We start from the raw sequence: 14,822 nt of genomic DNA, 5'->3' as shown, positions 1-14,822 counted from the left end.
GCTTTGATCTATAATCATATCCTAGTGGGAGTTTTGCCCTTGGTCGGTACTTACCGAAATTCATCTGGACACTAAAGGAGTCATCTCGTGAAAGATTTACGAAGCACCTTCCTCGAACATGTCAAAAAAGGACTGAATGGCAAGGTCTTACCCTTGAAAATCCTCTTTTGGGATGGTCACGAATATATCTTCGATGAGCCGGTTCGCGTCACCATGCATCTCAAGTCGGCTAAAATCATTGCCCAACTACTTACCGGCAGCGCCCTCGACGTACTGGGCGAAGGCTATGTGGAGGGAGACATCGGCATAGATGGACGTTACCAGGATATTCTGGCCGTAGCCGAAGGGCTGAGTGAGGCGTTTCCCGCCAAAAAACCCAAAACCGGCATTCTCCACAAGGCCTTGCACAGCAAGGCCAAGGACAAGGAAGCCATCCACTATCATTACGATGTCTCCAACGACTTCTACCAACTCTGGCTGGACCGTAATATGGTGTACTCCTGTGGCTACTTCAAAACCGGCAAAGAAGATATTGATCTTGCCCAGGAACAGAAGCTGGACCATATCTGTCGCAAATTGCACCTGCAGCCCGGCGAAAAACTCCTGGATATTGGCTGTGGCTGGGGCGGCCTGCTGACCTGGGCGGCCAAACACTATGGTATCCAGGGCATAGGCGTCACCCTCAGCGAAGAACAGTTTGCCTTTGCCAAGGAGCGCATCGAACGGGAAGGGCTGGCCGACCGCGTGGAAATCCGCCTGCAGGATTACCGGGATATTCCCGAGCGCGATTATTTTGACAAGGTTTCCTCCGTCGGCATGTTCGAGCATGTGGGCAGGGCCAAACTTCCTGAGTATTTCGAGGTCATCAACCGGGTCCTGAAAGAAGGGGGCTGGGTCATGAATCACGGCATCACCGCCAGCCAGCAGGATGACGAAGACGGGCACCACTCCGGCAGTGATTTCATAGATAAATATGTCTTCCCCGATGGGGAAATACCCCACCTCTGGCGGGTGGTTCGGGATATGGCCGGACAGAACCTGGAAGTCATCGATGTGGAAAATCTGCGCCCGCACTATGCCCAGACCCTCATCCACTGGGTAGATCGCCTGGAAGCCCACAAGGACGAGGCTATCGCCATGGTGGGTGAAAAACGTTACCGGATCTGGGCCATTTACATGGCGGGTTGTGCCTATGCCTTCTGGCGGAACTGGTCGGCCCTGCATCAGGTTTTGGCCATCAAACAGACGGGTGAAGAACTGACCCCACGCCCCTGGGAGCGCCGTTATCAATACGAGGAAAACCAATACCGCCTGGCTGAACCGGATTGGGGAGAATTGTAGGTTCAGAATTTTCCCGGCGCCTTGTTTTGATGCCTTCTGAAAAATGGCTGTAGGTGAGGCCTTTCTGCAACTCCAGCCTGACTCCGGGCGCAAAAAGTATCCTTACCCACTGTAATTTTCAGGTTAATATCCCCTGACGGTCAACAACGCTGGTCGGCAGGGGGAGATATGGGTAAGAATCGTTTAGAAGCCTTCAGTGATGGCGTCATCGCCATCATCATTACCATCATGGTCATCGAAATGCGGGTCCCCCATGGCGAAAATCTGGCGGCATTATTACCCGTACTGCCGGTGTTCCTCAGCTATGTGTTGAGTTTCATCTACGTCGGCATTTACTGGAACAATCACCACAACATGCTGCAAGCCAGTGGCAAAATCACCGGCGGGATTCTCTGGGCCAATCTCCACCTGCTCTTCTGGTTATCCCTTTTTCCCTTCGTGACCAGTTGGATGGGTGAAAACCACTACGCTACCGTGCCCACCCAATTATATGGGGTCGTGCTGTTCATGGCGGCCATTGCCTATTTCATCTTGCAGCAACGGATCATTGCTGCCGGAGCGACCACTCTGCGCCGCGCCGTGGGTCGGGATTGGAAAGGAAAAATCTCTCCTGTCCTGTATTTCATTGGCATCGTTTCCTCCCAATGGTCTCCCGCCGTGGGCAAATTGATTTATCTGGGGGTCGCTTTCATGTGGCTGATCCCCGATCGGCGGATAGAAAACCTGCTGAGCGCAAGCAAGGAATGAGAACCGTCAGCCCTTGCCGTTTCAAGGAACGGATCCATATCTGCTATACTTTTCCGCAGAGCCGAAGAGGAGAGACTGTCATGCCCATGGTCAACATCATGAGTATCATTGGCGTCATCATTGCCGTAGGTATTCTTTTATTCCTGGTTCTAGCGCTGGTTTATCTGATCTCGCCGCAAAAACTGGATGGTTTCCTGCATGGGGTCGGAGTGCATCGCGGTATCGGCATTTTCACCGCCAAAAATGTGTTTCTGGTGTTGTCACGCCTCGCCGGGGTCATGATTCTTCTCGGGGTACTGACCATCGCCATGGTCCTGCTGCAGTCCTGGCCGAGGGGCTGGCTGATTCCTGCCGCCCAGGAGTTGATCATGGCCATCATCCTCTTTGCCGTCAGCTACTGGGGAAGAAAAAGCAAGGCAAATGACGGTAAACCAGGCGCTCATCGCTAGGCGAAAATTTCGGATATCATGACGAAGCAACATCTGGCATTCTGGACCTTTCTGATCAGCGCGACCGGCCTTGCGGGTTGCGCCACCGTCACCCCGGTGAGCGGAACTTTCCCGAACATCACCCCCATGGCCGCACAAAGCGGCAATTTCAATGGGCAGCAAGTGCGCTGGGGCGGGAAAATCATTGAAACCCAACCTGAAGCCCAGCAAACCTGTTTTACCGTGCTGGGGGAGCCCTTACATAACGATGGCAGACCGCGCACGGAAGAAGGCGAAGCCCATATCGGCCGCTTTGTGGCCTGTGCCCCCGGCTTTTACGATCCCATGCTCTATCGCCCCGACCGTGAGGTCACTTTCATCGGCATGATCACGGGCACCGAACAGCACGAGGTGGGGCAGTTCAATTATACCTATCCCCGGCTGGCAGCCAGCACCGTCTATTTATGGCCCATAGAACCACTCCGCCCGCAGGTGGAGCAGCAGGTTTTTGTGGGTACCGGCTTTGGATTTTACCCGGGCTGGTATGGACCCGGTTGGGGATATTGGCCAGGACGCTGGTAATTCTTCCCTTGTAGCGCTCCTGTTTTTCTGAAATTTCACTTCCCACGATCGAAAAAAGGAAAACATCATGCTGAAAAGGACACTGTTCATATTATTGTGTGGCACTGCGGTACCGCTTTTTCAAAACGCCTGGGCAGACAACGTCAGCCAATGTATGGTGACCGCACCCGTCCATACCCAAAAACAGTTTGATCGCCTGATGACCGCTCTGGTTCATAAGGATTTCAAGCTCTGGATAGAAAATGCCGATGCGCAGTTCACGACTGCCGCCTCAGCCCAAAGCTTCAGGAAAATGGCCACCAGCCTGGATCAGAAACTGGAACTACAAAAACACTGGACGGCCAATTACGTCACCACCCTGAACGAGGGGAAATATCAGAGCGGAATATGGCGCCTGAACATGGCCAATGGTCAGCAGGTGCTGATTCAAATTACCTTTGCTTACAACAAGGTTGCCGGATTTCATGTACTGTGAGAAATTAGTTACTCCCCCTGCAGGTATTTGCGCTCACGCATGCCTGCTCCATTACAGTCACTTTGTGGAGTAACTGACATGAAAAAAAACCGGATTCCTGCTTCTTTTGCCATTGGTTCCGCTTTTGCTCTATCCCTGACGGCCCTACCAGCTACAGCTATTGCCGGTACCACCACCCTGCAACCCGTCCCCATGATGAGTAGCAGCGCCAAGAAAGAAGGGAATTGCTCGCAGACGATGGGTGCGCGAATGTCGGGCAAGGGCTATCAGGAAGGCAATTGCTCAAAAAACATGAACAAGATGGCACCCAAAGCACCCAAAGCACCCAGCAAAGCCCAGGAGGCCCATTGCGTCAGTAGCGCGGCTATCAAGGCCCATGACGGAAAATGCGGCAAGCAATACTTGGACAAGATGCACAAGGCAGCCATGGCGTCGTCCTGAGAATACGGTCAACATCCGTCCGTACATGAAGCCCCGGCTCTCCGCTGGCCTCATCCTTGTCAGGAAACAGGCAAAACTTCTGTGTGTATCTCGCTAGGCTGAACGTGATGTCTTCCGCCAACCTTCCAGATTATGGCGTTGGCCTGGGTTTGCGCCGGAAATTTCTGAATGAATTACTCACGCAGCCCCAAAGCAGCATCGACTTTTTTGAACTGGCTCCGGAAAACTGGATAGGTTTTGGCGGGCGCCCACAGCGCCAACTGCGGCTGTTGACGGAAACTTATCCCTTTATTGGTCACGGCCTGTCTCTGTCCATTGCTGGTCCGGAACCCCTCGATACGGATTTTTTGGAAGCCGTACAGGATTTCCTGAGCGAACACGGCATTCACTACTACAGCGAGCACCTGGCTTTTTGTGCCGACCATGGGCAACTCTACGATCTGCTGCCCTTCCCCCTGAGCGAAGACATGCTGGAATATGTGGCAGGCCGTATCCTGCAGGTCCAGGATTTCCTGAAAATGCCCCTGATCATGGAAAACACCGCCTATTATGGGGATTATGCCGAGAGCAGCATGACCGAGCAGGATTTCCTGCTCGGACTGCTGCGCAAGTCCGGCTGTAACCTGCTGCTGGATCTCAACAACTTATATGTGAACAGTTGCAATCACGGCTATGATGCCCGGGCGTTTTTACGGGCCATGCCCGCGGAACGCATTGTCTATCAACATATCGCCGGACATCAGCGGCATGAACAGGGCTGGTTGATCGATACCCATGATACGGCCGTGGACCCCGCCGTATGGGCACTATTGCAATACAGTCGGGAGCGGTTTGGTCCCAAACCCACCTTGCTGGAATGGGACAACCAGATCCCACCCTTGCCCCTCCTCCTCCAGGAAGCGCAAAAAATCCGTCTGGCAGAAAACCCTCATGTCTCGCTCTGATTTTCGAAACCCCAGGGATCAGCTCCGTGCATTGAGCGCCCATCTGCGCGATCCCAACCATTATTCCTGTCCGGAAAGCTTCGATGGCAAGGCCGCCGGACTCTACCGGGAACTGCTGGTCGGTAATTTTGATGCGGCGCTACGGGCCTGTTTTCCGCTGTGGATTCGCTGTCTCGGCGAAAGCGCCTATTTGCGCTGGCGGGATGCTTTCATTGCCGAACACCGTTGTCGCAGCCCTTTTTTTCGGCAAATTCCCGATGAATTCATGGCCTATCTGAGTCAGCATCAAGACCAGCTCCGACAAACCCTACCCTATGCCCTGGAACTGGCGCACCTGGAATGGCTGGAACTGGCTCTGGGAGTCGCCGAGACGGAAGAACGCCCCGAAGACACCGAAAATTCCGAGGCGCAGGATCCCTGGACCGGGGCACTGCAACTGAACCCGGTGCACGCCCTGGTGCAGTATGCCTATCCCGTTCAGCAACTGCTGCAGGAACCTCGTTTCAGCGCCGCGCCCGTGCTCGACCCGCAAACGGTTTCCTTGTACCTTTATCGGGACCGGGACGATATTGTCCAGATGCTGGAACCCGATACCTTGAGCCTGCACCTACTCGTCACTCTGGAGGTCCATCCGCAGCCCGGAGCCGCCCTTTTCCAGAACTGGCAGGAAAATGGCCAGATGGACGGCGACACCCAGGCCTTCGCTGGACAGCTACACCAGCGTCTGCGCCAGATGCTGGACCTGCAGATGATTCAACGCCTCGACCCTGATGACTGAAAGTTCCGCCAGCCCCTCCCTGGAACCCGGTTTTATCGTTCTCCACGGCGATCGTCTGGAGTGGCTGCGGGATGCGGTCCTCCAGTGGTTACGCGAGCATCCCCTGCATCCTCTCGAAGAAGAAATTTTTCTGGTTCAGAGTAATGGCATTGCCGAGTGGTTACAGTGGACCCTGGCGCAACAAGAGGGCATCTGCGCCGCCGTCAAGGTCATGCTGCCGGGACGCTTCCTCTGGGACAGCTATGCCCGGGTACTGGGTCGGGAGCGGGTCAGCAGCCGCTCCCCCCTGGACAAAGCCGCTTTGACCTGGCGTTTGTTGCGCCTCCTTCCACAACTATTGCCAGACCCGAACTTTGCTCCCCTGCGCTCCCATATTGCCGACTCTGGCAGTGTCGGCATGGAGCGCCGCTGGCAGCTAGCCACACAAATTGCCGATTTGTTCGATCAATATCAGGTGTATCGCAGCGACTGGCTGCAGGATTGGCGCGAAGGTCAGGCCATCCTGCGCACGGCACTGGGAGGCTGGTCCGGCATACCGGAGGAGCAACGCTGGCAACCCCGACTCTGGCAGGCCGTACAGCAGGACCTGCAGGGACAGAACGCCGCCAGGGGACGGGCAGAAATCCACCAGGCCTTCATGGAGGCCATGCAAAAAGGCAATGCCCCGGTCAAAACCTTGCCGCGCCGCGTCGTGCTCTTTGGTGCCGCCAGCCTGCCCGAACAAAGTCTGAGCGCCTTGGCCGCCCTGGGCCAAAGCATGCAGGTCCTGCTTGCCGTGCCCAACCCCTGTCGTTATTACTGGGGAGATATCATCTCCGGCCGGGAACTGCTGCGCCGGGAAAGTCGTCGTCAGCCCCTGCGCCAAGGCAAGGACCTGAGCCTGCTTGCGCCCGAAAACCTGCACAGCGAATGTAACGCGCTGCTCGCCCAATGGGGTCGTCAGGGTCGGGATTTTCTGAACATGCTGGAACAGTGGGATGATACCCGCACCCGGCAAAGTCAGTGGGGCATCCCGCGCATTGATCTGTTCACCGAAGATCAGGGCGAGACCCTGCTCCGGCAATTGCAGGTATTGATCCGCGAGCAGGAAGTCATCGCCCCGGAGCACTGTACGCCCATTGCCGAAAGCGACCATTCCATCGTCTTTCATGTGGCCCATGGCGCCTTGCGGGAACTGCAGATTCTCCATGACCAGCTACTGGCCGCGCTGGCCAAAGGATCACTGCAGCCCCGGGACATTATCGTCATGGTCCCGGATATCAGCCGCTTCGCCCCCTTGGTGCGCGCCACTTTTGATCAATACGAGCATGATGATGCCCGCTACATTCCTTACCATATCGTCGATTTGCAGGCCCGCCAGGAATCCCCCCTGCTGGAGGCCCTGGACTGGCTGCTGCAATTGCCGGAACAGCGCTGTCGGCAAAGCGAAATCCGTGATCTGCTGCATTGCCCGGCCCTGCGTCGCCGTTTTGCCGTGGCCACAGAAGACTTGCCCCTGCTGGAATCCTGGATCGAGGGCGCAGGATGGCGCTGGGGATTATCGGCAGCCCATCGCGAGGCCCTGGGCATGACCCACTGCGGGGTCCAGAACAGTGGCGCCTTTGCACTCCAGCGCCTGAATCTCGGCTATGCCAATGGGCATGACAGTCATTTTGCCGGTATCGAAGCCTATGGAGAGGCAGGAGGACTGGATGCCGCACTGTTGGGTCCCCTCAACCAGTTGCTGGAGCATCTGGAATTCTGGCGGGGCCATTTATCCATCGCCCGCCATCCCGAGGACTGGGCCGCAGCGGGCCGGCAACTGCTCCAGGATTTTTTCAGTGCCGAAGACACGGATGATGCGGAAATCCTGCAGCAGCTGGATATGGCCCTGCAGCAATGGCTGGATGATTGCGCTCTGGCCGACTTTGCCGAAGCCTTGCCGTTGTCGGTGTTCCGCGGCACTTGGCTGGACATGCTGGACCTGCCCGAATTACAGCGCCACTTTCTCGGCGGAGGGGTCACGTTCTGTACCCTCCTGCCCATGCGCGCCGTGCCCTACCCGATGATTTGCCTGCTCGGGATGAATGAGGAAGATTATCCCCGTCGCCATCCGCGTCCCGATTTTGACCTGATGGCCCTGCCGGGCATGAGCCGCCCCGGCGACCGATCGCGCCGGGATGATGATCACTACCTCATGCTGGAGGCCCTTCTGGCCGCGCGGCAGACGCTTTACATCAGCTGGACGGGGAGGGATCCGCGCAACAACACTCCCCGGCAACCGGCCTTGATGATCAGTCAGCTCCGCGATGCCATTCGCCAAGCCTGGCCGGAGGCCATACCTGCAGCGCCCGTGCAATCATCCGAGGCCGACGCTGATCCGGAAAAAAACCGCCTGCTCCGGCGCATCACCCGAATACATCCCCTGCAGGCCTTCAGCCCGCGTTATCTGGAAGACCCCGGAAAATTCCCCACCTGGGCCAGGGAGTGGTTTCCTGATCCGGAACTGCCCAGGTTTCCCCAAATCCTGCCTGAACCCGCAAAGAGCCGGCGCAGCCTGCGGGATTTGCAGGTGTTTTTTCGCTGCCCGTCGCGGGCCTTTTACCAGCAGCGTCTGGAAACCTTTTTTGGGGAAGAGGACCCCGGTGCCGAGGATGACGAAACTTTTGCCCTGAATGGCTTGGATCGCTATGCCCTGCTCAACGCCGTCCTGGAAACCGTGACCAGCCCGGAACATAGCGAACACCGGGCCGAGAATCCAGCAGCAATCCCGTCGCTGACGACGCAAAAAATCGCCGCACAGTTGCGCAGCGGCGACTATCCCTTCGGCATCCTCGGGCAACGCCAGGCCGAGGCTCTGCGCGGTACTGCCGAGTCCATGGTCGCGGTCTGGCAGACCTGGATGCAGACATGGCGGCCCGATCGGCAGCGCCACAACTTGCACCACGCCAACGCTTACCTGTCCCTGGAAGACTGGCTCCCCCCTCTCTATCGCAATGCCGCCCATGACCAGGCGTTTTTGGCCTGCCGCGCCAGCCGCCTGCTCGATGATAAACAGCAGATTCAGGCGGACAAGGTCGCGGAACTCTGGTTACAGCAATTGCTGGCTGCCGATCAAGGGATGCACTGCAGCGCCCTGCTCCTCGGCAGGGATGCCGTGATCCGCAGCTCCCAGCCCATTGAAAACGCAAGGGATATTCTCGGGGAGATAGTGCGTGTCTGGGCGGAAGGACTCCTCCAGCCCCTGCCGGTCACCCTGAAAACGGCCGTAGCCGCGTTGCAAGGCGCAAAACCCCAGATCGTCTATGAAGGTAGCGGGTATAGCGCCGGGGAGGTCCACAGTTATCTTGGCCTCGCCCGGGACTATCCGGATTTTGCCAGCTTGAGCAACCAGCGTTGCGGCCCTCGCCAATGGGGCTTTGCAGACTATGCGGAAGCCCTTTACCGGCCCTTTGTCACCTGGCTGGAAACTCTGGAAATATCTAGCCTGGAAATGGAAGCCCAAGCATGAGTATCGTTCTGGATCCCTTGCGGATGCCACTCTGGGGTAGCCGCCTCATTGAAGCCAGTGCCGGCACCGGAAAAACCTGGACCATCGCCGCCCTGTATCTCCGTCTGATTCTCGGACACCATCAGCCCGGTCAACCCACCTTGGCCCCCCTGCTGCCCGAAAATATCCTGGTCATGACTTTCACCCGTGCCGCCACCCAGGAACTGAAAGAACGTATTCGCGAGCGCCTGCAGGAAGCGGCGAGCTACTTCCGTCATCCTGCACAGATCCAGGCTGATGCCTTTTTACAGGCGTTATTGCAGGACTATCCCGATCCCGCCCAGCGTCAGCTGGCAGCCTGGCGACTGTCCCTGGCGGCCGACGCCATGGATCAGAGCGCGATTTTCACCATTGATGCCTGGTGCCAGCACAGCCTCCGCGAACATGCCCTGCTGACGGGCAGCGACACCCGGGAAACCCTGCTGCTCAATGACCATGACCTGCTGGAAGATGCCATTCGTGACTTCTGGCGTCAGGAAATTTATCCCCTTCCGGAAAAGCTGCTGGAAGCGGTGCTGGACGTTTTTCGTGACCCCGGACAGGTTCAGGGCCTCATCGCCCCCCTGCTGGAAAGCGGCGCGCCGTTACCCAGGCCGACCGTGACCTTAGAGGATTATCTGTCCCAGGCGCTGGCAGAACCGCTGCAGCAACTCCAGGAGTTGAAGCAGCATTGGGCCCGGTATCAGGACGACTTGCGCAGATGGCTCATGGAGATACTCCATGGCCCCAGGAGCCCCCTGAACGGCAAGAAATACACTATAGACTCCGTAGAAAACGTTTTTCAGGCATTGCAGGACTGGCTGGGCAGCGCAGCAGTCACTATCCCCATCGCTCCGAAAAAATGCCAACTGCTTTGTGCAACCCATCTACAGGCCAACTGTAACAAGGACCGGCAGATCACTCCCCCGGAGTCTGCCCGCATCCTGGAAACCATTCTCGAAGCGCTGGATGCGCTGCAGAGCACTTTCCAATCAGTCCACAACACCCTGCAAGGCCATGCCGCCGCCTGGATCCAGCAGCGCCTGCAAACCCTCAAGGCCCTCCGGCACCAGCTCAGTCACCAGGATTATCTGGGCCGTCTGGCCCATGCCCTCAGTGATCCTGACCATGCCGGATCTCTCATCAGTCGCCTGCAAAACCGCTATCCCGTAGCCATGATTGATGAATTTCAGGACACCTCGGCCCTGCAGTACCAGATTTTTGACGCCATCTACCGCAGCGCCGACAACCACGCCGAGCGTCTCCTGCTGCTCATTGGGGATCCCAAGCAATCCATCTACCGCTTTCGCGGCGCCGACCTCGACAGCTACCTGTGTGCCCGGCGCTTGACCGAAGGCCGTCACTATATGCTGGATACCAATTTCCGCTCCAGCGCGCCCCTGGTGGCCACCCTCAATGCCCTGTATAAGCAGGCCGAAACCCAGGAACCAGAAGGGGCCTTTGCCTATGCCCAAGCTCAATCAGGCACCGCCCCCCACCCCGATAATCCCCTGCCTTACTGGCCGGTTCACGCCCAAGGCAAGCACTGGCAATGGCATCTTCACGGTCGCCCAGGACCGGCGCTGAGCATCTGGGCCGCCGAACAGACACTCAGCAAGGACCAGTACCTGCACTACGCTGCCGAACAAGCCGCCGAAACCATGGCGCAAATCCTCACCGACCCCGACAGCGGCTTCAGAAAAACCCTTCCCAACGCGCCAGAATTCCGACGGGTAGAAGGCAAGGATATGGCCATTCTGGTCCGTGACCGTCACGAAGCCGCCTGCATGCGCGCGGCACTGCAACGCCGACGCCTGCGCAGCGTGTATCTCTCGGAAAAAGACTCCGTGTACAACAGCCCGGAGGCACACAACCTGCTACTCTGGCTGGAAGCGGTTGCCGACCCCGAAAATACTCCGCGTCTGCGCGTCGCCCTGGCCCTGCCGCTGCTCGGCTTGTCCCATCAGGAACTGGATGCCTTCAATCGGGAGGAAAATGCCTGGGAAGAACAACTGGTAAATTTCCAGGATCTGTCGCGGCGCTGGCGCCGCCAGGGGGTGCTGGCCATGCTCCATCACAGCATCCATCACTTCGGCATCGCCCGGCGTTTGCTGCAGCAGGCGGATGGCGAAAGGCGGCTGACCAATCTGCTGCAACTCGGCGAACTGCTGCAAAGTGCCAGCGCCACCCGCGAAGGTCCCGAAGCCCTGATTCACTTTCTGCGCGAGGCCATCAGCGCCGGCCACGACCAGAGTGATGCCCACATCCTGCGTCTGGAAAGTGATGCCGAACTGATTCGCGTGGTCACCATCCATGCGGCCAAGGGACTGCAATATCCCCTGGTTTTTCTGCCTTTTATCGCCACCTATAAAAACGTCAAACCCGATGCTTTTCAGATTCGCCGGGAAGGCACGGCGGCAGAGATTGTCTGGGAAGCGGGGGATCCGGACGCGGCAGAACATGCCCGTTTGCAGGAAGATCTGCGCTTGCTCTACGTGGCCCTGACCCGCGCCGAATATGCACTCTTTCTGGGGCTTGCAGAACCGAGCGGTGGCAAATCCCCGATTTTTGTCAAAAGCGCCATCGCTTACCTGCTGGGGAAACAACGCCAGGATACGGATCTCTTGACCCTCCTCCAGCAGCTCCAGGACAACCCGGATATTCAGGAAAACATCCAGATCATGCCCTTGCTGGCAGATGTTCCCGTGACCGAACTTACCGAAACAACCAGTGCCTCCAGCACGGTCATCCCGGAATATCAGGCCCGATTTGATAAAAACTGGGGGGTGGGGAGTTTTTCCGCCCTGATTCGCGACCTCCCGGCCAGCCCCTCCTCATCCCCGCTGCAGGGTGCCGGCCAGGGACCAGCCTGGCATCGCTATCCGCCGGGAATGCGGGCGGGCACCTTTATCCATGAGCAGTTACAAAAGCTGGCCGGACAAGGCTTCGCAACGATCCTGGAGCCAGATGCTGGCACACCCCTCCAGCGCGACTGTGCCCTGGCCGACTTATCCGACTGGGCAGAAGCCACCCTGGAATGGCTGCGCGCCATTGTGCAAACGCCCCTGCTGGATACGGAAATCACCCTCGGGCATCTGCAGCATTATCAGAGTGAAATGGCTTTCTGGTTTCCCAGCGCGGAGTTACGCAGCAAGGAGCTGGATCAGTTGTGCCGCGGCCATCTGTTCCCCCAAGAGCAGCGTCCCCGCCTGCCAGACCGGGTCCTGCACGGCATGATGCGCGGCTTCATGGATCTGGTATTTGTCCATCAGGACCGCTATTACGTCCTGGATTATAAATCCAACCTGCTGGGCGCGCAGGACGCGGATTATCATGAAGCACAGTTACGCGCCCAGGCGCTGCGCCATCGTTACGAATTACAGGCCAGCCTGTATCAACTCGCCCTGCACCGCCTGCTCCGGCAGCGGCTGGGTCAGCATTACCAGCCAGAAAAACACCTGGGGGGAACGCTTCTGTTTTTCTTGCGCGGCATCCAGGGGCCGCAGCGCGGCATGCTCCACCTGCCTGCAGATATTGCCCTGATTGAAGGCATGGACCGCCTGTTCGCCGGTGGAGAACTTAGCTCATGAACGGCAACTTCGGGCAGATAAGCACCAAAGAGATGGTCCAGCATTTGCAGACCTGGACAGAGTCCGGCTGGCTCCGGATGCTGGACCTGAGTTTCGCCCGTTTTCTGCTCAGCCTGGAGACCCAGCCTCCGGCATTATTGCCGCTGGCCGCCGCTCTGCTCGCCCGGCTGGAAGGCGAAGGCCATACCTGCCTGGATATTGCCCGTTTCCTCCGGGAACCCGCACGTTACCTCAACGGCCCGCCGGAAATACTGAACGCCATTCAGGAGCAGCTCCAGAACTGGCCCCGCCTGCAGCAATGGATAGACCTGCTCAGTACCTGCCGGGTCGTGGAGCAGATCGACCACCGGCATCCCCCTGCCCAGGAAGACGGCAGCGAAACACCCCTGGTGCTGGACCAGGGATGCCTTTATTTGCGGCGTTATTGGCGGGATGCCCAGGACATTGCCCGAAGCCTGACGGAACGGCTGGTTTGCTCCATCCACAATCCGCTCCCGGCAGAAACCCTTCGTCCCCTGCTCTCGTTATTATTTCCCAACGATGCTGTTACCGCCCGGGAATCTATCCCCTGGCAGAAAATCGCCTGTGCCCTGGCCATACGGGGGCGCTTCAGCATCATCACCGGCGGCCCCGGCACCGGCAAAACCTATACGGCAGCCCGCCTGATGGCCCTGCTCATGGCCCACCGTCAGGAATCCCTGCGAATTGTCCTCGCCGCGCCCACGGGCAAGGCCGCCGTGCGCATCAATGAATCCCTGCACAGCGCCATGGCCCAGTTACCGCCCCTGGGTCCCCAGACCCGGGAAGAACTGTCCGCAGCCTTTGCCCGTCTGGGGCCGGCCCGCACCTTGCACAGCCTGCTGGGCGCCAGGCCGGGTACCCGTCGCTTTCGCCATGATCGCCACCATCCCCTGGATCTGGATGTGCTGATTGTGGATGAAGCTTCCATGATCCATCAGGAAATGATGGCCGCCCTGTTGCGCGCCCTGCCGGAGCACGCCCAATTGATTCTGCTGGGGGATCAGGACCAGTTGGCTTCCGTCGAGGCTGGCGCGGTACTGGCCGATCTGTGCAGCGATGCCGGAGCCTATGACCGCAGCACCTGCGACTGGCTGCAAGCCACTTGCGCCTGTCAGTTGGAGACCCGCAACAGCAACATCAATCCGCTGTCCATGGGGATCGTCCGCCTGCAGCGCAGCCATCGCTTCAATGCCGGCATTGGCGCCTTGGCGGATGCCGTACAAAAAGGCGCAACGACCAGCGCCATGGAGATTCTCCACAAGGAAGACGTACTGAACTGGCACGCGGCCCCGGAAATCCCACAGATACTGGAACTGGTGGACAGTGCGGCGGGTTATCGCCCGCTTTGGGATACGGTCCGTCAGGGCGGCAGCAAAGTACCCGAAGAACATGCCCTATGGGTACAAAATGTGCTCAGCCAATATGCGGCATTCCGCCTGCTCTGCGCCCTGCGTCAGGGCCCCTGGGGCGTCACCGGTATCAATCAGGCGGTGGAAGACTATCTCCAGGAAACGGACCTCCTTACAACCCAGGGCTTATGGTATGTCGGACGCCCGGTGCTGATGACCCGCAATGATCCCCAACTGGGCCTCAGTAATGGCGATATCGGTATCACCCTGCCCGATTCCGAGGGAAAATTACGGGTCTATTTTCCTGCCGTGGATGCCACCCCCCGGGCGATCCTTCCCAGCCGGCTCAAATACTGCGAAAGTGCCTGGGCCATGACCGTCCACAAGTCTCAGGGATCCGAATTCCAGCATACGGCGCTGATCCTGCCCCCCCAGGACAGCCCCGTCACCAGTCGGGAATTACTGTACACCGCCATCACCCGCGCCCGCGAAAAATTCAGCCTCTTCGCCCCGACCTCCGGCCTCGAACAAGCCATTGCCCGCAGAACCCAAAGAATGAGCGGGCTGCTGGCCGCTTTACAAAATGCCACCCCGCAGTCACGTTAGTGGTTTTAGGGA

11 protein-coding genes are annotated in these 14,822 nt (G+C 58.2%); all 11 read left to right on the top strand.

Annotation, left to right across the window (positions count from 1 at the left end):
- Positions 1-87 precede the first annotated feature (87 nt).
- On the top strand, positions 88-1,341 hold the full coding sequence (locus ACJU26_RS01480; RefSeq protein WP_414040794.1) for a class I SAM-dependent methyltransferase: 1,254 nt from the start codon (positions 88-90) through the stop codon (positions 1,339-1,341).
- 168 nt (positions 1,342-1,509) lie between these two features.
- Positions 1,510-2,088 (top strand): TMEM175 family protein, encoded by a 579-nt coding sequence (locus ACJU26_RS01475; protein WP_414040793.1) that lies wholly within the window; start codon positions 1,510-1,512, stop codon positions 2,086-2,088.
- A gap of 80 nt (positions 2,089-2,168) precedes the next feature.
- Positions 2,169-2,537, top strand: coding sequence for a hypothetical protein (locus tag ACJU26_RS01470; RefSeq protein ID WP_414040792.1), 369 nt, complete (start codon positions 2,169-2,171; stop codon positions 2,535-2,537).
- A gap of 18 nt (positions 2,538-2,555) precedes the next feature.
- Entirely contained in the window at positions 2,556-3,098 is a 543-nt protein-coding gene (locus ACJU26_RS01465) for a Slp family lipoprotein (protein WP_414040791.1), read from the top strand.
- Positions 3,099-3,165: 67 nt separating this feature from the next.
- Positions 3,166-3,573: a hypothetical protein gene (locus ACJU26_RS01460; protein ID WP_414040790.1), complete on the top strand. Its 408-nt coding sequence runs from the start codon at positions 3,166-3,168 to the stop codon at positions 3,571-3,573.
- Between the two features lie 78 nt (positions 3,574-3,651).
- Positions 3,652-4,014 (top strand): hypothetical protein, encoded by a 363-nt coding sequence (locus ACJU26_RS01455; RefSeq protein WP_414040789.1) that lies wholly within the window; start codon positions 3,652-3,654, stop codon positions 4,012-4,014.
- A gap of 107 nt (positions 4,015-4,121) precedes the next feature.
- Positions 4,122-4,958, top strand: coding sequence for a DUF692 domain-containing protein (locus tag ACJU26_RS01450; RefSeq protein WP_414040788.1), 837 nt, complete (start codon positions 4,122-4,124; stop codon positions 4,956-4,958).
- The gene (locus ACJU26_RS01445) at positions 4,945-5,736 is read left to right on the top strand and encodes a DUF2063 domain-containing protein (RefSeq protein WP_414040787.1); all 792 of its coding nucleotides are present in this window, start codon (positions 4,945-4,947) and stop codon (positions 5,734-5,736) included. The genes ACJU26_RS01450 and ACJU26_RS01445 overlap by 14 nt, the downstream gene beginning before the upstream one ends.
- Entirely contained in the window at positions 5,729-9,226 is a 3,498-nt protein-coding gene (gene recC / locus ACJU26_RS01440; protein ID WP_414040786.1) for an exodeoxyribonuclease V subunit gamma, read from the top strand. Before ACJU26_RS01445 ends, recC begins: the two co-directional genes overlap by 8 nt.
- Positions 9,223-12,834, top strand: a complete 3,612-nt coding sequence (gene recB, locus ACJU26_RS01435) for an exodeoxyribonuclease V subunit beta (RefSeq protein WP_414040785.1) — start codon at positions 9,223-9,225, stop codon at positions 12,832-12,834. The genes recC and recB overlap by 4 nt, the downstream gene beginning before the upstream one ends.
- Positions 12,831-14,810 carry an exodeoxyribonuclease V subunit alpha gene (gene recD, locus ACJU26_RS01430; RefSeq protein ID WP_414040784.1) on the top strand — a complete coding sequence of 660 codons (1,980 nt, stop codon included), beginning with the start codon at positions 12,831-12,833 and terminating at the stop codon, positions 14,808-14,810. The genes recB and recD overlap by 4 nt, the downstream gene beginning before the upstream one ends.
- Positions 14,811-14,822: the final 12 nt, after the last annotated feature.

This window comes from Acidithiobacillus sp. M4-SHS-6 (genome assembly GCF_047421495.1).
Taxonomy (GTDB): Bacteria; Pseudomonadota; Gammaproteobacteria; order Acidithiobacillales; family Acidithiobacillaceae; genus Acidithiobacillus.
The sequence above is the reverse complement of the archived record's forward strand: the minus strand, read 5'-3'. Positions and strand labels throughout refer to the sequence as shown.

Excerpts from the sequence above, each read along its gene's own strand:
- ACJU26_RS01475 (WP_414040793.1), top strand. The coding sequence starts at position 1,510 with ATGGGTAAGAATCGTTTAGAAGCCTTCAGTGATGGCGTCATCGCCATC.
- ACJU26_RS01470 (WP_414040792.1), top strand. The coding sequence starts at position 2,169 with ATGCCCATGGTCAACATCATGAGTATCATTGGCGTCATCATTGCCGTA.
- ACJU26_RS01465 (WP_414040791.1), top strand. The coding sequence starts at position 2,556 with ATGACGAAGCAACATCTGGCATTCTGGACCTTTCTGATCAGCGCGACC.
- ACJU26_RS01460 (WP_414040790.1), top strand. The coding sequence starts at position 3,166 with ATGCTGAAAAGGACACTGTTCATATTATTGTGTGGCACTGCGGTACCG.
- ACJU26_RS01455 (WP_414040789.1), top strand. The coding sequence starts at position 3,652 with ATGAAAAAAAACCGGATTCCTGCTTCTTTTGCCATTGGTTCCGCTTTT.
- ACJU26_RS01450 (WP_414040788.1), top strand. The coding sequence starts at position 4,122 with ATGTCTTCCGCCAACCTTCCAGATTATGGCGTTGGCCTGGGTTTGCGC.
- ACJU26_RS01445 (WP_414040787.1), top strand. The coding sequence starts at position 4,945 with ATGTCTCGCTCTGATTTTCGAAACCCCAGGGATCAGCTCCGTGCATTG.
- recC (WP_414040786.1), top strand. The coding sequence starts at position 5,729 with ATGACTGAAAGTTCCGCCAGCCCCTCCCTGGAACCCGGTTTTATCGTT.
- recB (WP_414040785.1), top strand. The coding sequence starts at position 9,223 with ATGAGTATCGTTCTGGATCCCTTGCGGATGCCACTCTGGGGTAGCCGC.
- recD (WP_414040784.1), top strand. The coding sequence starts at position 12,831 with ATGAACGGCAACTTCGGGCAGATAAGCACCAAAGAGATGGTCCAGCAT.